We start from the raw sequence: 19,493 nt of genomic DNA on the forward strand, positions 1-19,493 counted from the left end.
TAATTCACCGCTATTGTGCGGAGGTGGACATCGCGCTGGAGTGGGACCAGCATCCGGGAACGGGTTTGCGGCTGGCCGCCGAACTGGCGGGCCGCACCGGGTTGCCCCTGCTCGAAGATATGTCCGTCGCCGACGGCACCGCCGATCTGCTGGGCGTGATCGCGGCCCGCGGTGGCGGTGAGCTGCTGGGCTGGGCGGAATTGCGCGATGCCGGGCTGGGCGAGGCGTGGGTGCAGGCGGTGTCCGCGCAGCGCCTCGTGCATTCGCTGCATCTGGGCCGCGCCGACGAGTCCGAACCGCAGGCGGCGGAAACCGAGATGGTCTGCCGCCTGACCGCCGAGGCCGTGCGCCGGGCCACCGCCGGCGGATACCGGGTGTTGCGCTGGCAGGGCACCGATATCGGGCCCTCGGGCCGGGCGGCCGTCGAACTGGGAGCGCGGCGGGTCGACGAATACGCGCGGCTGTGGGAGCTGGATCTCACCCGGCCGCCCGCACCGGACACCACCGCGCCCCTGCGGCGGCTGGTGCACACCCTCGCCGAATCGGCCGACCCGCCGGGCCGGGTGCTGCTCACGACCGTGCTCTCGGCCCGCTCGGCGACGGAACCGATCACCACGATCACGACCTTCGCCGGTGGCGCCGAGGCCTACATCAGCGCCGAGGAGGGGTTCGCCCACCGCGAGGCCGACGCCGATCTGCTGACCGCGGCGTTCGGTGCGGTCGTGGCCGAATTGCGGGCCGTCATGCCCGATATCACCGTGCTGCGGGTGTTCGAATTCGACGACGAGGCGCTGCGCGCGGCCCTGGCCCGGATCGGCATGCGAGTCTGCGGGCGCTACAACGACTACGAACTGAACCTGCCCGGGCCGCGCACCGGCGAGGCCGCGACCTAACGCGGGCCGGCCGCCGCGTTCACCGCGGCCAGACGGGCCGCGCGCAGGGCGTTCCACAGCGGTCGCAGCAGTGTCTCCTGGGCCTGTACAGCGCTCGCCGAACTGGGAGAGGACGGGGCCGTCTGCTGGGCCACGGTGAGGATCGCGGCCACATGGTCGGCCGAATCGAGGATGCGGCGAGCCCGCAGCGGCGCCGAGTCGGGGTAGATGTGGCGCGAGCAGGCGGCCAATTCGGCCTCGATCAATTCGCGCGGATCGTCGTCGCCGCCGATCGCGGTGGTGTGCAACCGCATCAGGGCTTCCGCGGCCTCGCGCACCGCCTCGCGCATCGCGTATTCGGCCTCGCCGAGCGCCATATCCGGTGCCGGGACCGGAACCGGGGTGTGGAAGACCGTCCACTGCAGCGATTCCTCGTCGGTCCACTGCGGCACCAGCGCCACACCCTCGCCGCCGGGTACGCCGGCGATCACGCCCTCCTCGGCATCCATTGCCGCCGTGGCGAATTCGGTGCCCGCCGGCAATCCGCGCGCATCGCCCGGCACGGGCAGCACCAGCCGCATCCGGGCCCCCGGCTCGGCCATCGCCTCGCGAATGACCTTGAGCAGGACCATGATTCCGGTGCCGGCCTCCAACGGCTCGGCCGAGGGCCACGGCAGTCCCGTCCGTCCGCCGGTCAGCGGGTCACCGGCGGCGACACTGTGCTGCGGAGACCAGGCGCGCAACGCGTCCAGCACGTCGTCGGGCGCGCTGCGGCCCGCCAGCCACGAGCCCGCCCACACCGTCAGCGTGGCACTGGGAGAACACATGGTTCGAGGATAGTGGTGCCGCGGCAATCCCGTGGGCACTGGTGCAGCTATCGTGCGCGCCGGGGTTGCCGCGGCGGGCAGCCTCAATCCCGCGAAAAGGCAGCGGCGGCAGCCATTTCGAGGTCGAGATACGGCTTACCACTCACATCCTCGACGACCTGGTGCATGACTCCGCCGGTGAACGGGAAGGGCGCGTGGTAGCGCGGCGATACCGACTGGCCGCCGTCGCGACCGACCCGGACGCCCTCGCCGACGCCGGAGAACACGGTCGGCTGGGTCCGCATATCGTCGAGCGAACCCACCGGGTTCTCGTCGATGTAGAGGACCGCCTCCCCGGTCGGGGTGAAATTGTCCGGCCGCGTGCCCTTCCGTTCGTAGCGCATGCCCAGGATGTGGTCACCGAGCGGCACCGGGCGGTCGGAGACCATCACCTGTTCCTCCTCGCCGAGGAAGTTGTAGACGTAGTACAGATGTCCGTCCTGCAGGAACAGCGTGTGACCGCCGAGGCGCCCGCCGTGGGCGAACAGCACGCCCTCGGCGCCGGGACTGGTGATGGTCGTCTCGGCGAGCAAGGCGAAGGACCGGCCGCGAATCTCCAGCGCGGCCCCCGGCCCCACCTCGGCGATGCCGGGATAGTAGACGGCGGTGTCCCGGGTCTTGGCGTACGTCGGCCGGTCGCGCAGCATCACCGACACGATGTCGAGATCGTAGAGCGGCAGACCGTTGTACTTCTCGGCCTCGGCGAACCACAGCGCCTTCAATTCCTCCAGCTTCTCGGGATGCGTGCCGGCCAGGTCGTGCATCTGGCTGCGGTCCTCTTCGATATGGAACAACTCCCACCGGTCGCTGTCGAAATGCCCCCAGCCCGAGGGGCACGCCGCGTGCACCGCGTCGGCGAACCATCCCCGGTGCCAGATGCCGCGGGTGCCGAGCATCGAATAGAACTGGGTGTGCTTGCCGGAGTCGGCGTTCGGATCGTCGAGCAGGGCCCGGAAGCTGACCCCTTCCAGCGGGCGCTGCGCCACGTTCTTCACCGTGTCCGGGGGAGTGATGCCGAGCAGGTCGTAGACCGTCGGGGTGATATCGCAGACGTTGAGGTAGTGGTGGCGCAGTTCGCCGCGGGCGGCGATTCCCGCCGGCCAGGAGAGCAGACAGGCGTCGGCGATGCCGCCCTCGTGAGATGCGTAGCGTTTGTACAGCTTGTACGGGGTGTTGAAGGCCATCGCCCACCCGATGCTGTAGTGGTTGTAGGTGGTCGGCGACCCCAACTCGTCGAGTTTGGCCAGGCTGTCCTCGATCGTGTCGACATAGCCGTTGAAGAATTTCATCTCGTTGGCCGACCCGTTCGGACCGCCCTCACCGCTGGCCCCGTTGTCGGAGAAAGCGACGATGATCGTATTGTCCAGCTGCCCGCTCTCCTCGAGATAATCGAGAACCCGCCCGATCTGGGCATCGGTGTAGGACAGGAAGCCGGCGAATACCTCCGCCTGGCGACGGAACAGTCGTTTCTCGTCCTCCGACAGCGAATCCCATGCGCGCACCGTGTCCTGCAGCGGCCAGGGCTCGCCGTTGCTCCCGGTGGCGTCCGCGTACGGGTTCATCGGAGACAGTTCGGTGTCCTCCGGGATCAATCCCATGCGCTTCTGGTTGTCCAGCACGATCTCGCGGTACTTCTCGTATCCCATGTCGAATCGGCCGCGGTACTTGTCGGCCCATTCCCGCGGCACATGATGGGGCGCGTGACCGCACCCGGGACACAGGTACATGAACCACGGTTTGTCCGGTGCGATGACCTTGGTGTCGCGAATGAACTCGATCGACTTGTCGGCCAGATCTTTCGACAGGTGATATCCGTCCTCCGGCGAGTACGGCGGCGTGACCGGGTGATTGTCGTAGACCAGGTTGGGATACCACTGGTCGGCCTCGCCGCCGAGGAATCCGTAGAACCGCTCGAATCCGCGCCCCAGCGGCCAATGACGTTTCGACGCCGCCAGGTTGTTTTCCTCGAGCGGAGTCATATGCCATTTGCCGACGGCGTAGGTATTCCATCCGCGCTCGGTGAGGACCTCCGAACACAGGGCGGTGTCGTCGGGAATCCGGCCGCTCATACTCGGAAAACCGTCGGTGAACTCCTCGATGGTCGCCATTCCGACGGATGTCGGATTCCTACCGGTAAGCAGCGAAGCGCGCGTCGGGGAGCACAGCGCGGTCGTGTGGAACTGGGTGAATTGGATTCCGTGGTCGGCGATTCGCTGCATATTCGGCATCTCGACCAGCCCGCCGTAGCAGTCCCAGGTGGCGATTCCGATGTCGTCCCAGACCAGATACAGCACATTGGGCGCGCCGCGGGGTGCGGTCGGTTCCGCGAACGGCTTCCAGTCGGCGACGGAATCACGAATGTCGAGCGCGATATGTCCTTCGAATTTCTCGGCCACCATCCACCTCCGGACGGAGAGTCATCGGATCACTGTCGATCCGGTCCGGGGCCGCCCCCGCACGTGTCCATCCGTGGGTCGTCGGGGCGCGGCCTCGATGCCTGCTGGATACTCTCGAACTCGTACGAACGGCCGAGAGTCGATAGGGACTGCCGTGCGCCGGCCACTCGTCCGGTTCGCGAAAGGCGTCCGGATATGGCTGGTCACACCCTGTGCGCCCATAAATGGTACCGGGCGGAGGGGTGCCGGAGGTGGGTAAAAGGAGAAAGAGGCGGCACGGACACCGGCCGCCCCGATCAGGCTTGATGGACGGTCCGGCCGCGCCCGAACATCCTGCCCAGACCCCGCTTGGGTGCGGCGGGCTGCGTGCCACCGACCGGCTGGGAGGCGGTGTGCGGTGCGTCCGCGGTAGGGGCGGGGCCGTAGTAGATGGGAGCGTCGCGGCGGGTGCCGTCGAGTTCCCGGCGGGCGGCGCTCGCACGGCGGGCGTTGCGGCGGGTGCCGGCAAGCAGCAGGCTCAGCCCCGCCATGCCGACCGCGCCGACGATGATGCCGTAGAGGAACAGCGTCCCGGTGGAGCCGGTGAAGTGATAGCCGAAGGCCGTGAAGTTGCCGTTCACCGCATGGCTTGCGCCGGTGTTGACGACGACACCGACGACGCCGGCTACCACTGCGGCGATGAGAATGACGAGCCCGAGAATGACGATCATGGTGATTCCTTTCCTGCGATCGGAATGCCGCGCGGGATTCGCCCCAAACCTCCGCGAGATTCCGGATATCACCGGTGGCCGGATCGTCGGCGGTGCGGCGGACGCGGCTATTGCCGGTAGGTGGAGAGGAACCGGCCGATCCGCTCGATGATGGCCTCCAGTTCGTCGGCGTGCGGCAGGGTGGTGATCCGGAAATGGTCGGGAGTGGGCCAGTTGAAGCCGGTGCCCTGCACGATGTGCAGCTTTTCCTGCAGCAGAAGATCGAGCACGAATTGTTCGTCGTCGTGAATGGCGTAGACGCGCGAATCGATGCGCGGGAACGCGTACAGGGCGCCCTTGGGTTTCACGCAGGTGATGCCCGGGATGGCGGTGAGCGCCTCCCAGGCGCGGTCGCGCTGTTCGCGCAGGCGCCCGCCCGGCAGCGTCAGGTCGTGAATGCTCTGGTGCCCGCCGAGTGCGGCCTGAATCGCTTGCTGCGCAGGGACATTCGCGCACAGCCGCAGCCCCGCGAGCATGGTGAGGCCCTCGAGGTAGTTCTCCGCGTGGCCGGTGGGCCCGGAGACGACGAGCCAGCCGCCGCGCAGGCCCGCGCAGCGATAGGCCTTGGACAGGCCCGAGAAGGTCAGGCACAGCAGGTCGGGCGCCAGCGCGGCGATCGAGGTGTGGGTGAGGCCGTCGTAGTAGATCTTGTCGTAGATCTCGTCGGCGAAGACCACCAGATTGTGGCGGCGGGCGATGTCGAGGATCTCCCGCAGCACCTCGGGCGGGTAGACGGCGCCGGTGGGATTGTTCGGGTTGATGAGCACGAGGGCGCGGGTGCGGTCGGTGATCTTGGCCGAGATGTCGGACGCATCCGGATACCAGTCGGCGCCCTCGTCGCAGATGTAGTGCACCGGCCGGCCGCCGTTGAGTGTCGTCGCCGCCGTCCACAGCGGGAAATCCGGTGCGGGAACGAGCACTTCGTCACCGTTTTCCAGAAGCGCCGTGAGCGCCATCATGATCAGCTCGGAGACACCGTTACCGAGAAAGACGTCCTCGACGTCGAGGTCGGGGACGCCGAGGGTCTGGTAGTACTGCACCACCGCGCGCCGCGCGGGCAAGAGACCTTTCGAGGACGAGTAGCCGGTCGAGGCGGGCAGGGTGCGGACGATGTCCTGCAGGATCACCGCGGGCGCCTCGAAGCCGAACGGCAACGGGTTGCCGGTGTTGAGTTTGACGACGTGATGGCCCTCGGCTTCCAGTCGCGCGGCCTGCTCGGCGACCGGGCCGCGAATCTCGTACGAGACTCCCATCAGTTTGCTGGACTGGTTGACCTGCATGAACATCCCCTTCCGGCGTGTAGGCCGCCTACTGTACTTGGTTATTCCAAGTTTTCGCTTGGAATAACCAAGTGTTGAGATAGGCTGAGGATGTGCCACGCCGAACCTATGACCACTACTGCCCGGTCAGCCGCGCGCTCGAAGTCGTCGGGGACCGCTGGAATCTGCTGGTGGTTCGCGAATTGTGCTCGGGGCCACGGCGATACAGCGATCTGTTCGCCGACCTTCCGGGCATCAGCACCGATATTCTGGCGGCCCGGCTGAAGGATCTGGAACGCGACGGCATACTCACCCATCGCAAGGTGGGGTCGCGATCGGCGGCTGCCGTCTACGAGCTCACACCCGCCGGCGCGGCGCTGCGGCCTGTGCTGCAAGCGCTGTCGGAATGGGGGGCGCCGCTGCTGGGGGAGCGGCGTGCCACCGACGCGGTGCGCGCACACTGGTTCGCGCTGCCGCTGGGACGCGCGGTCGCCGAGGTCGTGCCCGCCGGCACGGTCACGGTTCATATCGGCGACACGGCACTGCACTACGTCATCGGCGCCGCCGGCATCAGCCATCACGAGGGCCCCGCACCCGCCGCCGACCACGAATTCCGGCTGGATATGGCGGAGGCGACCGAGATCGCCACCGGCGCACGACGTTTCGCCGACGTCGTGAGTGAGCCGGGGCGCGGGGAGCGCTCGTAAGGCCGGGTCTCTGCCTACCGCTCGAGTTCGGCGGTGACGAGGGCTTGCACGGCCTTCTTGTCGACCTTGCCCAGCCCCGTCAACGGCAGCGCTTCGACCACGATGACGTGTTTCGGAACTTGTACGGAACCCTTGCGGCGCTTGACATCCTGCTGGATGTCGTCGATCGCCGCGGCCACCGCCTCGGAATCGGCGGCGGTGGCCGGGTCGAAGACGACCGCGGCCGTCACGGCCTCGCCCCAGCGGGGATCGGCGACGCCGACGACGGCTACGCCCTGAACGCGGGCGTCGGCGGCGATGACGTCCTCCACCTCTCGGGGAAAGACGTTGAAACCGCCGGTGACGATCATGTCCTTGCTGCGGCCGACGATATGCCAGAAGCCGTCGGGATCCTCGCGAGCCAGATCCCCGGTGTGCAGCCAGCCGTCGCGGAAGGTTTCCGCGGTGACGTCCGGGAGATTCAGGTATCCGCCGGCCAACAGTGGCCCGGAGACACAGATCTCGCCGACCTCGCCCGGGGCCACGCGCTGTCCGTCCGTGCCGATCAGCCCGGTGCGCAGCGCCGCTGACGGGCGGCCGCAGGAGCTGAGCCGAGCCTCGTCGTGCTCGTCCTTGGCCAGATAGCTGATCACCATCGGCGCTTCGGACTGGCCGTAGTACTGGGCGAAGATGGGGCCGAATCGCGCGATGGCCTGCGTCAAGCGTTTCGGATCGATCGAGGAGGCGCCGTAGTAGATCGTCTCCAGCGAGGACAGATCGCGCGAGTCGATATCGGGATGATCGAGCAGTGCGTACAGCATCGACGGCACCAGCATGGTCGCCGAGATGCGGTGTTCCTCGATGGCGCGCAGCACCTCACCCGCGTCGAATCGCGGAAGAACCACGCATTGCCCGCCCTGCAGCACCACCGGCAGGAAGAACGCGGCGCCCGCGTGCGACAGCGGCGTGCAGATCAGGAATCGCGGGCGCTGCGGCCATTCCCATTCCGAGAGCTGGATCTGGGTCATGGTCGCCATGGTCCCGGCGGTGCCGATGACGCCCTTGGGCTTGCCGGTGGTGCCGCCGGTGTAGCTGATCGAGACGACGAAATCCGGTGGGATGTCGACCGCTTCGATCGGTTCCGGAGTGTATTGCGCTGCGGCGGAGATCAAGTCGACGCCGACGTCGGCCAGTTCCTCCGGTACCGGGCCGAGGACGAGGATGCGCTTCAGTTCGGGCACTCGGTCGGCCAGTTCGCGGGCGCGCCGGACGAACGCCGGCTGCGGATCGATGACGAGATTCGTGATCCCGGCGTCGGTCAGCACGTGCACATGGTCGTCGAGCCCGCCCATCGGATGCAGTGCGGTGCGCCGATGTCCGGCGATCTGGCCGGCGCCCAGAATGAACAGCACCTCGGGACGGTTGAGAGCGAGCAGCGCGCTCGGGGTGCCGAGCCCGACCTCGTGGGCGGCGAACGCGGCGATGTAGCGGCTGATGGCGTCGATGACGTCGGCGCCGATGAGGACGGTGTCGCCGAGTGTCATGACCGGGTCGCGCCGATGACGCCGCAGTCCGGCGAGCAGGGCGTGCCCGTTGTGGGTCGGCAGCCGCAGCAGGGTCGCGGGATCGATTGTGCTGGTGTGTGTTTCGGGCATCTGTGCTCCTGGTGGTGATGTCGTCCGGGGTCAGGAGGTCTTGTGCGGCACCGCGGTCACCAGACCGCCGTCGACGACGAACTCCGAGCCCGTCGCGTACGAGGATTCGTCACTCGCGAGGAACAGCACGAAGGTCGCCACCTCCTCGGGCTGTGCCGGGCGGCCCAGCGGAATCGTCACCAGATCGTCGGGGATGGCGGCGGTCATGGGTGTGCGGATCAGCCCGGGGTGCAGCGAATTCACGCGAATGTTGTGCGGCGCCAACTCCAGTGCGGCCGACTTGGCCAGGCCGCGCACACCCCACTTGGAGGCGACATAGCCGTGTGCCCACGGCGCGCCGCGCAGTCCTTCGATCGAGGAGACGTTGACGATGGATCCGCCGCCGGCGGCGATCATTGGATCGACCACGGCCTGCATGCCGAGAAACGTTCCGGTCAGGTTCACATCGAGGATGCGGCGCCACTGTTCCAGTTCGAATTTGCGCAGCGAGTTGCCGTTGACGATGCCCGCGTTGTTGACCAGCACGTCGAGTTTGCCGAATTCGCCGACCGCTGTGGACACCGCCGTCGCCCAGTTCTCGGGTTCGGTCACGTCGAGGTGCACGAAACGCGCGGCATCGCCGAGTTCGCCGGCCAGAGCGGCGCCTTCGTCGTCGAGAATGTCCCCGATCACGACCTTCGCGCCTTCGGCGACGAGCAGTCGCGCATGGGCCGCACCCATACCTCGCGAGCCCCCGCTGATGAGTGCAATTTTGCCGTCTACACGTCCCATGCCGGTGACGCTACCATGCAAACTGGAACATGTTCTAGACACTGTTCCAGGGCTCTGACCGTGGCGTGCGCCGGGAATCCGGTGTCCGCCGCCGAATAATCGTAGTACTGTCCAGACAGATGTCCGGCGGTGGCTCGCGTGGTCGTCCGACGGTGTTGCGGCGACGCCGACCCCGACCGCGCGGCGCTGGGCCGCAGCGACCCGAGGAGAAATGAATGCCCATCCGTGTCGTGCACATCGGCACCGGCAACGTCGGCCGGCTCGCACTGGCCGGCCTGATCGACGACCCGCGCTTCGAACTGGTCGGCGTGTGCGTCTCGACGAAGGAGAAGGTCGGCAAGGATGCCGGCGAACTGGCGGGGCTGCACGTCACCACCGGTGTCCGCGCCACCGGCGACCTGGCGGAGTTACTCGCCTTGCGCCCGGACTGCGCGGTCTACTGCGCGATGGGCGATACCCGGCTGCTGGAAGCCCTCGAGGACTGCCGCCGCATCCTCGCCGCCGGCGTCGATATCGTCGGGTCGGCCCCAGGACTGCTGCAATATCCGTGGAAGGTGCTGCCGGACAAGTTCTTCGCCCCGCTAGAGGAGGCCGCGCGCGAGGGGGAAGCGAGCATCTTCATCACCGGTATCGATCCCGGTTTCGCCAACGATCTGATCCCGCTCGCCTTCGCCGGCACCTGCCGCGACATCGAACAGGTGCGGTGTTCGGAGATCGCCGATTACGCCACCTATGACGGCGCGACGGTCATGTTCGACGTCATGGGATTCGGTAAACCCCTCGACGAGGTGCCGATGCTGCTGCAGCCCGGCGTGCTGGGCATGGCCTGGGGCACGACGATCCGGCAACTGGAGGCGGGGCTGGGCATCACCGTCGACGAGATCACCGAATCCTACGAACGGGAACCGGCGCCGGAGAGCTTCGACATCGCGGCCGGGCATGTGCCCGAAGGGTCGGTCGCGGCAATACATTTCGAGATCCGCGGACTGGTGAAGGGCCGCCCGGTCATCGTCATCGAGCACACCACCCGGCTGCGGAGCGATCTGCGTCCCGATTGGCCGCAGCCGGCGCAGCCGGGCGGGTCCTATCGGGTCGAGATCGTGGGCGAGCCCTCCTATACCGTCGACATCTGTCCCACCAGCCGCCACGGCGACCACAATCACGCGGCGATCGTCGCCGCCGCGTGCCGGATCGTCAATGCCATCCCCGCTGTGGTCGCTGCCCCCGCCGGAATCCGCACCGCGTTGGACCTGCCGCTGATCGCCGGAAGCGTGGTGTCGGAGTGACTTCGGGACCGATTCTCGTCACCGGCGCTTTCGGACTCGTCGGCACCGCGCTGGTGCGCGCCCTCGCGGCGGAGGGGGTGCGGGTGGTCGCGACCGACCTCGACATCCCGGCCAACCGCCGCGCCGCGCGCAAGTCCGCCGGTGCCGGGGTCGAGGTGCGGTGGGCCGATCTGACTGTGCCACACCAGGTTCGCGACCTGCTGCGATCGGTGCGCCCCCGCGCGATCGTCCACCTCGCCGCGATCATCCCGCCGGTCTGTTACCAGCGTCGTGGCCTCGCCCGTGCGGTCAACGTCGATGCCACGGCGACGCTGCTCGATGCCGCGGCCGAGCTCACCGCGCCGCCGCGGTTCGTCCTCGCGTCGAGTATCGCGGTCTACGGTTCGCGCAACCCGCATCGGTCCGGCGAATTGCTCACGCCCGACACCCCGGTGCGGCCGGCCGATCTGTACGGCGCGCACAAGGCGGAAGCCGAGCAGCTGGTGCGGTCGTCGGGGCTGGAGTGGGTGATCCTGCGGCTCGGCGGCGTGCTCACCATCGAGCCGATGCTCGGCCTGCACGCCGACATGCTCGCCTTCGAGGCGGCGCTGCCCGCCGACGGACGGATCAACACGGTCGATGTGCGCGATGTGGCCGCCGCGTTCACGGCCGCGACCGTCACGCCGTCCGTGCGCGAGGTCTTCCTCATCGGCGGCGACGCGTCACATCGGTTGCGCCAGAGCGATATCGGCGCATCGATCGCCGCCGCCTCCGGATTACCGGGGGCCATTCCGCGCGGGCTGGACGGGAACCCGGACAGCGATGCGGACTGGTTCGCGACGGACTGGATGGATACCGGCCGCTCGCAGGAGGTGTTGCGCTTCCAGCATCACTCGTTTCCGGACATGCTCGCCGAAATCCGCAGCAGAACAGGCCGAATGCGGCTTCTCACCCGTCCGTTCGCGCCGGTGATGCGATGGTATCTCGGCCGCCTGTCGCCGTACCGCGACGGCGCGCACACATTCGCCGACCCATGGGGCGCGATCCACGCCAGGCTGGGCGACCCGCAGCCGGATCGCCCCTGACTCAACGATGCCCGCACGCGATGCGGATCCGGCCGCATGTCATCGATAGACGATCCGAGTCGCGACATGTTCGACCGAGCACACACCGCTGTGCAGTGAGTAGCCCATGCTCGGCCCGGCCACCGGACACCAGGCCGCGCGGGCGCGATAGGAGAGTGGGCGAATCAGCTGGCAACGCCGCCGATTTCGGCGGCGGAGGTGCGCGCGAAATCGATGCGACGGCGGGCATTGGAAAGGGTGCTGATGACGCTGGTGCCTACCGGGCCCGTGCGGTCGTAGAGCGTGGCGACGCCGATGGCGATACCGGCCGTGGCGATCGAATTGTCGGCGCGTACCCCGAGTTCGTGTCCGCGGGGCAACCGGGAAAGATTCACCGTCACATCGGCATTGATGTAGCCGGCGCCGTCCGAACCCCAGTGGCAGACGTGATTGGTGCCGTCGCCGAGGATCGCGGCGCGCTGAAAAGGGGTGATCGCTTCGCCCGCGACCAGAGGTGGCAGGCTGTGCCACGCGATCTTGCGGTCGGAATTCTGGTTCGCGGCGAAATCTCCGGTCCACTCGCGGTCGCCGCTCTTGAACAGCGGCGGCGATCCCTCCGGTGAAGTGCATCCGTACGGCGGCATCGGTAACTCCTCCTCGGAATGCCACACCTCGCCCGGCGGCTCGTCACCGGTGGCCAGGAAGACGGCCGTCGCCCGAGCGCGCTCTCGCCCGTCCTGCCGTAGCGAGGCGTCGGCGAGGGAAATCCGGGTGCCCCGGCGAACCACGGTACTGCTCAGCTCGACGGCGGCGTTCGCCACGGGCTGGTACAGGTCGGCAGTGAACCGGACCGGGACGAACCCGTCGGGGCAGTGTACTTCCAATTCCCGGGCCAGCAGCCCGCATACGCCGGTTCCCGCCAGCCCCGTCGGCGTCCAGGGGCTGACCGCCAGCGGCTGAGCCACGAGTCGGCCGCCGTCTTCACGAAAGAAGCTCACCATCGATATCCGATTCCCCTCCGGTCCGTTCGCTGGAAAGTCCAGTCCTGGAACACGTTACAGCTGGCACGTCCGGAACGGCGCGATCCGCGCGGTTGTCGGCGATGGGTCCACGGCAGCCCGGACATCTCAGCCGGTGGGCGTGATCCGCAGCAGCGCCACGCCGTGTGCGGGGATGTCCGGAGCGACGATACGGCCGTCGGTCACCGTGGTCGTCGTGGTCCAGATGTCGTGCACCGTGTACGAATATGCCTGGGCGAGACCGGTTTCGGCGGCGGTGGTCGCGAGCGTGAGCGGCTGGTCGCCGGGGTTGACCAGCGCCACGGCGACCGAACCGTCGGCCAGCGGTTTGGTGAGGATTCGGTGATCGCGGCGCAGCGGTGCCGCGGGCGCCACCCGAGGGTCCTGGTCGATGGCGATCACACCGGCATCGGTGAGCAGCTCGCGCGTGGGCTCGCTCATCGTGCGGACATCGTTTCCCGCGATGAACGGGGCGGACAGCATCGCCCACAACGACAGATGCGCCTGCTCCTCGGCGGGTGACAGGGTGCGTGTATCGCGCAGCATCGCCAGCGTGTCCGGAGATATCCCCAACCGCCGAGCCAGATAGGCGGTCTCGGCGGCGGTGAGTGCCGAGCGGCGCACGGCGGTTCCGGGCAGACCGTCCAGATGGGCTCCGAGGAATTGCGACATCGACAGTCCGGAGACGAGCATGTCGGGGTCGGGCCAGTATCCCGGACGGCTGGGCCGGGCCTGCAGGGCGGCCTGCGCCTCATCGGCGACACCGCGGACCGACGTGGTGTCGAATCCGCCGATATCGGGCTCGGGAAAGGTGTTGCGCCACATCGGGATGAGATCGTCGGTGCTGCGGGCCGAATTCGCCACGCCCGACCAGTCGTAGTCGACGCCCGCGCGGGCGTCCGCCGAGCTGTTCGGGTTGATCATGTAGACGATGCCGCGTCCGGTCGATCGCAGCGCGTCGCGCATCCGGGCGAAATCGCGAACCTGCTCGTCGTGGTTCGCATCGGTCCGGCACCAATCGTATTTGAGCAGGTCGACACCCCACTGTGCGAATCGCCGCGCATCCTGCAGTTCGTGGCCGCGACTCGCGGTAGCGGGGGACTGCCCGCAGATCTCGTCGAACGGACTGGCGTACAGACCCAGATACATACCGTGTTCGTGGGCGTAGCCGGCCACCGCCGCGATGCCGTGCGGGAACCGGATCGGGTCCGCCGCGAGATCACCCGACGAATCCCGTTGCGGCGCAGCCCAGCCCGCGTCCAGATCGACGTAGCGATAGCCGGCGTCACGCATACCGTTCGACACCATCGCGTCGATCGTCTCCCGCACCGACTGCTCGGTCAGCGCGATTCCGGAATCCCAGGAATTCCACCCCATCGGGGGAGTCGCCCGCACGGCGGCCGGCTCGAACAACGGCGGACGCACCGCGCTCCCGGACATCGCCGCACCCGCCGCGACGAGACCCGCCGCGAGGACCGCGAGCCTGATCGCACCGGCGCGCCTCAACCGAGATACTGCGCGTACCAGTCGGTCACGCGCTGCCAGGCGGCGGCGGCCGCGGTGGGCTGGTAGTTCGCGCCGGTGTCGTTGAAGAACGCGTGATTGGCGTTGTCGGCGACGAAGATCTCGTGCGGCACGCCGGCACGGTTCAACGCCGCCTCGGCCGCGGGCCGGGTGGCGTCGACACGCTTGTCGAGTGCGCCGTACACCGCGAGAACCGCCGTCGCCGTGGTGATGTCGTCGTCACCGGGGTACGGACCGTAGAAGGGCGTGGCCGCGGCCAGTTCCCGGGTGCCGTGGGTGAGCAACAGCCAGGTGAGGCCGCCGCCGAAGCAGAAACCCGTGGCGCCCAGCTTCTTTCCCGGCACCCGGCGTCCCAGCTCCGCCACACCGGCTTGCAGATCCGCGATGAAACGGTCCTGCGGTGCCTTGCCGAGTGCCGCGGTGGCGGCGGCCGGGTCGGTGAAGGTGGTGGTGCCGCCCTCTTCGGAGAGCAGATCCACCGCGAGCGCGGAATAGCCGATTCCGGCGAAACGCCCTGCGACGGAACGGATGTGGTCGGTGAGGCCCTTGTTCTCGTGGATCACCAGGACGCCGCCGCGAGGTTGCGCCGCGGCGGCCCAGGCGGCCTGCAGGGTGCGGCCGTCGGGGCCGGGAAAGGTGATCGCGGTGGTGGGCTGAACCGCGGTCGCGGTTCCCGGTGGTGGGGCCGAGCTTGCCGGTGCGGTGGGCTTCGTCGTCCCCGCCGGGGTGCCGGAGCGCTGCGCGCACGCGGCCAGCAGCGCCACCGCGGCCGGGGTGCCTAGCCCGAGCAGGCTCAGCCGTCGCAGCGCCTCCCGGCGGCTGAGCAGGCCCTCGGCGTGGTCGGTACCGATCTCCTCTGCGATGTAGCGCTGCAGCGGCGTCATACCGGCCAGCGTAACCACGCAACCTGTGGATCGGCACGCGTACGGCGAACCGGCGTCCTCACTCCGGTTCGGTGACGAAGTCGATGAGCTGTTCCACCGCGCCCAGCAGCGGCGCCTCCAGATCGCGGAAGCTGTCGACGGCGTTGTAGACCCGCCGCCAGCCCTCCGACGGGGTACCCCAGCCGAGGCGGCGGCAGACACCGGTCTTCCAGTCCTCACCGCGCGGCACCTGCGGCCAGGCCTCGATACCGAGGGCCTGTGGACGCACCGCCTGCCAGATATCGATGTAGGGATGACCCGTCACCAGGACGTGGGGGCCGAGGCCGGTGGTCAGATTCGTCTCCTTGGACCCCGTGACCAGGTGATCGACCAGTACCCCGACCCGGCGGCCGGGCTCCGGGCGGAAGTCGGTGAGACGCTCGGCGAGATGGTCGAGGCCTTCCAGATGCTCCACGACCACGCCCTCCACGCGCAGATCGTGCCCCCACACGCGTTCCACGAGCGCTGCGTCGTGCACGCCCTCGACCCAGATCCGGCTGGCGCGCGCGACGCGGGCGCGCAGCCCCTCCACCCGCGTCGAACCCGAGGCGGAGCGGGTGGGCGCGGCCGGCGCGGACGCTGTCGGACGAACCAGCGTCACCGGCCGGCCGTCGATGAGGAACGCCGCCTCCCGCAAGGCGAACAACCGGACCCTTCCACCACGGTCCTCGAGTTTGACGAAGTCGCCGTCGTAGGTGCGCTCGAAACCGACCACGGCGCCGCAGAATCCGCTGGCCGCGTCCTCGGCGACGAGATCGCGTTCGGCGACGACCTGCGGTACCGCGCGCTTGCGGGTTCGAGCGTGTCCGGAATAGATGTCACCGTAGTCGCGCGCACTCACCCGGCCGAAACTACCTGTTTCCCTTGCCGTTCGGCGGGAGGCGAGACCACGAGCGGCGGTGCGGTCCGGCCGACGACGGCTCGCGCCCACCGGATCCGGACCGGTGACCGGCGTGTTTCCGCTCGACTCGTCCGCTTAAAGGCGCGGAAAAACGGACAGGCACGGTACGGTTGACTCGTGGCCGCAATCGTATGGCTGGTCGCGGGAATTCTGCTCGCCGCAGCCGAGATGCTCACCGGTGACTTCACGCTGCTCATGTTGGGCGGGGCGGCGTTGATCACTGCGGGGGTTGCCGGGATCGCGCAGACGTCGGTGGTGATCGACGCCGTGGTGTTCGCCATCTCCGCCATCGGGCTGCTGTTCGTCGTCCGCCCGATGTTGTTGCGCCGCTTCGCGACTCCACCGCCCACGCCGACGAATGTCGATGCGTTGCCGGGAAAGACGGCGAAGGTGCTGGAGCCGGTGAACGAGAACAGCGGTCAGGTGAAGATCGGTGGCGAGGTGTGGAGTGCACGCCCGTTCGACCCGGCCGATGAATATGCCGAGGGTGAGACCGTCTACGTCATGAAGATCGACGGCGCGCACGCCGTCGTCTGGAAGGGGCCGTAATGGCTGTACTGATCGTCGCGATCGTCATCGTGGTGCTGGTCGCGGTGGTGGTCTTCAAGTCGATCGCGCTGGTACCGCAGGCCGAGGCCGCGGTGATCGAGCGGCTGGGCAGATATTCGCGCACCGTATCGGGCCAGCTGACATTCCTGGTCCCGTTCGCCGACCGGATCCGCGCCAAGGTCGACCTGCGCGAACGGGTCGTCTCGTTTCCGCCGCAGCCGGTGATCACCCAGGACAACCTCACCGTGCAGATCGACTCGGTGGTGTATTTCCAGGTCACCAGCCCGCAGGCCGCGGTCTACGAGATCAGCAACTACATCGCCGCGGTGGAGCAGCTGACCATCACCACCCTGCGCAACGTGGTCGGCGGTATGACCCTGGAGGAGACGCTGACCTCGCGCGACCAGATCAACTCGCAGTTGCGCGGCGTCCTCGACGAGGCGACCGGCCGCTGGGGCCTGCGGGTGGCGCGAGTGGAATTGAAGGCCATCGATCCGCCGCCGTCGATCCAGGAATCGATGGAGAAGCAGATGAAGGCCGACCGTGAGAAGCGCGCGATGATCCTCACCGCGGAAGGTAATCGCGAGGCGCAGATCAAAACGGCCGAGGGTGCCAAGCAGTCGCAGATCCTCGCGGCCGAAGGTTCCAAGCAGTCGGCCATCCTGTCCGCCGAAGGTGAGCGGCAGAGCCGGATCCTGCGCGCCCAGGGTGAACGTGCGGCCGCCTACCTGCAGGCGCAGGGCCAGGCCAAGGCGATCGAAAAGGTCTTCGCCGCCATCAAATCCGGCAAACCGACCCCGGAACTGCTCGCCTACCAGTACATGCAGACACTGCCGCTGGTGGCGAAGGGCGATGCCAACAAGGTCTGGATGGTGCCCAGCGACTTCGGCAAGGCACTGGAAGGGTTCGCTCGCAACTTCGGCACCCAGGGCGAGGACGGCGTCTTCCGTTACGAGCCCAGTGAGGACGGCGCCGCGAACGCGCCCGACGACGACGCCGACGAAGTCGCCGACTGGTTCGACATCAAAACCGACCCGGCCGCCGAGCGAGCGGTGCGCGCCGCCGAGGCCGCGGCGGCCACACCGGTCGATTCGCCGCTGGTCGCGCCCAATCAGCCCCGGCATCTGCCGCCGCAGAGCGCGCCCATTCCGCCGTCGCCGCCGGCGCAACAGCAACCGGCGCCGCGCCCCGGCGATGCTGGCGGGCGCCCGTGGCAGCCGCCGGAATATCCGGGACGTTAACGGGGTAACCGTATTTCAGCGATGATCCGAATGCCGGTCCGCATATCATGCGGACCGGCATTCGAATTTCGGTGCACGGCACGCGGACTCGGGGGTGGCGATGGCGACACGGCGGGCGGTGCTGCATGCCACGGTGTTGGCGCCGATGCTGACCGCGTGCGCACCCGGAGTGCTGTTCGGCCACCCCGCTTCGGTGCGTATCGCGGTGCCCTGGAGCGGATCCGAGCTGGCCGCGTTCCGCCGGGTACTGGAGGACGCGGGGCTGGGTGCCACGGTCGCGGTGCTGCCGCTCGGCGACGACATCGATACGGCCCTGCAGGCGCGCGGCCGCTCCGCACCCGATCTGGTGATGTTGCCCGAGGTCGGCCGGATCGGCGAGCTGGCGGGCGGGGTGCTGCGGGCGCTGCCGCCCACGTTGTGGCACGACGCGGCGGGCCCGCGCTATCCGGAACAGTGGCGCTCGCTGCTGTGGAAAGACGATGCGCTCTACGGCATTCCGTTCAAGGCTGCCGACAAATCGCTGGTGTGGTACGACCGCTACGCCTTCGGCGGCGACCGCCCGCGCGACGACCCGCGTGATTGGACCGTCTCCCAGTGGCCGCAACGCATCGCCGCGGCGACCACCCGCCGTCCTCTGGCACTGGGCGGTGCCGACGGCTGGGTGCTGGCCGACCTGTTCGGCAACATCCTCTACGGCGAATCCGCCTGGGACTACCAGGATTTGGCCTCCGCCGGCGAACCGGACCGCCCGCGGGAATGGGATCGCGACGCGGTGCGGGCGACCCTGTACCGACTGGGCACGCTGTGGGCACCGCGCGACACCTTTCCGGGCGGTATCGCCGCGACCCTGACCCGGCAATTTCCGGAATCGGTGCGCGAGGTGTTCGAACGGCGCACCGCGGCGATGGTGGTGGCGCCCGATTTCGCGGAACCCATCGTGCGCAGCTGCCTGCGCCGGGCGAACCGGCCCGCCGATGCCGTGGGCGTGATGCCCTTTCCGGCGGTGGCGCCCGGCGGTCCGCGCCCGGCCATCGGCGGCGGCGACGTGATCGTCGCGACCGCGGCCGGCGCCCACGATGCGATACCGGTGCTCGGCGCCCTGACCGCACCGGCCGCCGTCTCGGCCTGGATCGGCGACTACGGCGGCTTCCTGGCGCCCAGCCCGCGCACGGTCCCGGATCACCCGCTGATGCTGGAACCTGTTGCGGGCGAGCTGCATTCGTGGACCGCCTTCGATTTCGCCGACCTCATCGGCGCCGCCGGACGCCGCGACGGCCTGTGGCGGGTACTGACCGATTTGCTCATCACCGTCGGCGACGGCCACGCCGAGCGACTGGACGAAGCGGTCGACCACGCCGTGCGCGCACTCGACGAGTTCGAACGGAGAGCGCGATGACGGCCGGGCACATCCACGCTCACGGGCTGGATCTGGAGCCGGCGCTCACGCGGATCGCCGGTCCGGTGATCCCGGGCCGCCACCCCAGGCGGTGGTCGATGTGGCCGGCGCAGCTGCCCGCACTGCTGCTGATCCTGCTGCTGCTGGTGGGACCGGCCGCCACCACGGTCTGGACCGCGGTCCGCGCCCAGTGGGAGATGGTCGGCTGGTGTGCGTTGCTGGTGGTCCTGGTGGCGGCCAGCACGATGCTGTGGCGCGGGGACGACGCGGTGCGCGCGGTGGTGGCGGCGGCCGTGCGGGGCCGCTGGAGTTTGCTGCGAAACCGATTGTGGCCGACGGTTTTCCGCCGCCAGGCAC

General features: G+C 68.6%; 17 protein-coding genes and 1 pseudogene. 8 read left to right on the forward strand and 10 right to left on the reverse strand.

Annotation, left to right across the window (positions count from 1 at the left end):
- Positions 1–23: 23 nt before the first annotated feature.
- Complete coding sequence (locus A5780_RS30125; RefSeq protein ID WP_063015023.1) at positions 24–893, forward strand: hypothetical protein; 870 nt, start codon at positions 24–26, stop codon at positions 891–893.
- On the opposite strand, the gene A5780_RS30130 is transcribed toward A5780_RS30125, so the two are convergent.
- From A5780_RS30130 to A5780_RS30145, 4 genes are all read right to left on the reverse strand, one after another.
- Complete coding sequence (locus A5780_RS30130) at positions 890–1,699, reverse strand: hypothetical protein (protein WP_063015025.1); 810 nt, start codon at positions 1,697–1,699, stop codon at positions 890–892. The two genes, A5780_RS30125 and A5780_RS30130, sit on opposite strands and share 4 nt — an antisense overlap.
- Before the next feature lie 83 nt (positions 1,700–1,782).
- Complete coding sequence (locus A5780_RS30135) at positions 1,783–4,134, reverse strand: sulfatase-like hydrolase/transferase (RefSeq protein WP_369829558.1); 2,352 nt, start codon at positions 4,132–4,134, stop codon at positions 1,783–1,785.
- Between the two features lie 296 nt (positions 4,135–4,430).
- Positions 4,431–4,844, reverse strand: coding sequence for a hypothetical protein (locus A5780_RS30140; protein ID WP_051755651.1), 414 nt, complete (start codon positions 4,842–4,844; stop codon positions 4,431–4,433).
- Positions 4,845–4,951: 107 nt separating this feature from the next.
- Positions 4,952–6,163: a pyridoxal phosphate-dependent aminotransferase gene (locus A5780_RS30145; protein WP_064910619.1), complete on the reverse strand. Its 1,212-nt coding sequence runs from the start codon at positions 6,161–6,163 to the stop codon at positions 4,952–4,954.
- 92 nt (positions 6,164–6,255) lie between these two features.
- On the opposite strand from A5780_RS30145, the gene A5780_RS30150 reads away from it, so the two are divergent.
- Positions 6,256–6,849: a helix-turn-helix domain-containing protein gene (locus tag A5780_RS30150; protein WP_063015031.1), complete on the forward strand. Its 594-nt coding sequence runs from the start codon at positions 6,256–6,258 to the stop codon at positions 6,847–6,849.
- Positions 6,850–6,863: 14 nt separating this feature from the next.
- Here the strand turns inward: A5780_RS30150 and fadD8 are convergent, their stop codons facing one another.
- A complete protein-coding gene (fadD8, locus tag A5780_RS30155) occupies positions 6,864–8,483 on the reverse strand; it encodes a fatty-acid--CoA ligase FadD8 (protein ID WP_064910544.1) in 1,620 nt (539 codons plus the stop codon).
- A 30-nt stretch (positions 8,484–8,513) separates the two neighbouring features.
- The gene (locus A5780_RS30160; RefSeq protein WP_064904737.1) at positions 8,514–9,254 is read right to left on the reverse strand and encodes a glucose 1-dehydrogenase; all 741 of its coding nucleotides are present in this window, start codon (positions 9,252–9,254) and stop codon (positions 8,514–8,516) included.
- A gap of 215 nt (positions 9,255–9,469) precedes the next feature.
- On the opposite strand from A5780_RS30160, the gene A5780_RS30165 reads away from it, so the two are divergent.
- Positions 9,470–10,540 (forward strand): diacylglycerol kinase, encoded by a 1,071-nt coding sequence (locus A5780_RS30165; protein WP_064910546.1) that lies wholly within the window; start codon positions 9,470–9,472, stop codon positions 10,538–10,540.
- Entirely contained in the window at positions 10,537–11,604 is a 1,068-nt protein-coding gene (locus A5780_RS30170; protein WP_082976801.1) for an NAD(P)-dependent oxidoreductase, read from the forward strand. Before A5780_RS30165 ends, A5780_RS30170 begins: the two co-directional genes overlap by 4 nt.
- Positions 11,605–11,768: 164 nt before the next feature.
- Here A5780_RS30170 and A5780_RS30175 read toward each other — a convergent pair whose 3' ends face one another.
- The 4 genes from A5780_RS30175 to A5780_RS30190 all read right to left on the reverse strand — a co-directional run bounded on the left by A5780_RS30175 (position 11,769) and on the right by A5780_RS30190 (position 15,890).
- Entirely contained in the window at positions 11,769–12,584 is an 816-nt protein-coding gene (locus A5780_RS30175) for an acyl-CoA thioesterase domain-containing protein (protein ID WP_064910548.1), read from the reverse strand.
- A 126-nt stretch (positions 12,585–12,710) separates the two neighbouring features.
- A complete protein-coding gene (locus tag A5780_RS30180; RefSeq protein WP_104362587.1) occupies positions 12,711–14,108 on the reverse strand; it encodes a glycoside hydrolase family 27 protein in 1,398 nt (465 codons plus the stop codon).
- A complete protein-coding gene (locus tag A5780_RS30185; RefSeq protein ID WP_063015041.1) occupies positions 14,105–15,010 on the reverse strand; it encodes a dienelactone hydrolase family protein in 906 nt (301 codons plus the stop codon). Before A5780_RS30185 ends, A5780_RS30180 begins: the two co-directional genes overlap by 4 nt.
- 58 nt (positions 15,011–15,068) lie before the next feature.
- Positions 15,069–15,890 (reverse strand): DUF3097 domain-containing protein, encoded by an 822-nt coding sequence (locus A5780_RS30190; protein WP_064904733.1) that lies wholly within the window; start codon positions 15,888–15,890, stop codon positions 15,069–15,071.
- Between the two features lie 177 nt (positions 15,891–16,067).
- Here A5780_RS30190 and A5780_RS30195 point away from each other — a divergent pair, with 177 nt between their 5' ends.
- From A5780_RS30195 to A5780_RS30210, 4 genes and pseudogenes are all read left to right on the forward strand, one after another.
- Complete coding sequence (locus A5780_RS30195) at positions 16,068–16,499, forward strand: NfeD family protein (RefSeq protein ID WP_030514511.1); 432 nt, start codon at positions 16,068–16,070, stop codon at positions 16,497–16,499.
- Positions 16,499–17,740: an SPFH domain-containing protein gene (locus tag A5780_RS30200; RefSeq protein ID WP_063015045.1), complete on the forward strand. Its 1,242-nt coding sequence runs from the start codon at positions 16,499–16,501 to the stop codon at positions 17,738–17,740. Before A5780_RS30195 ends, A5780_RS30200 begins: the two co-directional genes overlap by 1 nt.
- 100 nt (positions 17,741–17,840) lie before the next feature.
- Positions 17,841–19,136, forward strand: coding sequence for an ABC transporter substrate-binding protein (locus A5780_RS30205; RefSeq protein ID WP_064910625.1), 1,296 nt, complete (start codon positions 17,841–17,843; stop codon positions 19,134–19,136).
- A pseudogene (locus A5780_RS30210) lies at positions 19,133–19,493 on the forward strand (hypothetical protein); the annotation flags it as partial. The gene A5780_RS30205 and the pseudogene A5780_RS30210, both read left to right, overlap by 4 nt.

The sequence above is a fragment of the Nocardia sp. 852002-20019_SCH5090214 genome, from assembly GCF_001665865.1.
Lineage (GTDB): Bacteria > Actinomycetota > Actinomycetes > Mycobacteriales > Mycobacteriaceae > Nocardia > Nocardia nova.

Bases quoted from the DNA above. Each gene is read 5' to 3' on its own strand.
- A5780_RS30130 (WP_063015025.1), bottom strand. From the start codon at position 1,699: ATGTGTTCTCCCAGTGCCACGCTGACGGTGTGGGCGGGCTCGTGGCTG.
- A5780_RS30140 (WP_051755651.1), bottom strand. From the start codon at position 4,844: ATGATCGTCATTCTCGGGCTCGTCATTCTCATCGCCGCAGTGGTAGCC.
- A5780_RS30145 (WP_064910619.1), bottom strand. From the start codon at position 6,163: ATGCAGGTCAACCAGTCCAGCAAACTGATGGGAGTCTCGTACGAGATT.
- fadD8 (WP_064910544.1), bottom strand. From the start codon at position 8,483: ATGCCCGAAACACACACCAGCACAATCGATCCCGCGACCCTGCTGCGG.
- A5780_RS30160 (WP_064904737.1), bottom strand. From the start codon at position 9,254: ATGGGACGTGTAGACGGCAAAATTGCACTCATCAGCGGGGGCTCGCGA.
- A5780_RS30165 (WP_064910546.1), top strand. From the start codon at position 9,470: ATGCCCATCCGTGTCGTGCACATCGGCACCGGCAACGTCGGCCGGCTC.
- A5780_RS30175 (WP_064910548.1), bottom strand. From the start codon at position 12,584: ATGGTGAGCTTCTTTCGTGAAGACGGCGGCCGACTCGTGGCTCAGCCG.
- A5780_RS30185 (WP_063015041.1), bottom strand. From the start codon at position 15,010: ATGACGCCGCTGCAGCGCTACATCGCAGAGGAGATCGGTACCGACCAC.
- A5780_RS30200 (WP_063015045.1), top strand. From the start codon at position 16,499: ATGGCTGTACTGATCGTCGCGATCGTCATCGTGGTGCTGGTCGCGGTG.
- A5780_RS30205 (WP_064910625.1), top strand. From the start codon at position 17,841: ATGGCGACACGGCGGGCGGTGCTGCATGCCACGGTGTTGGCGCCGATG.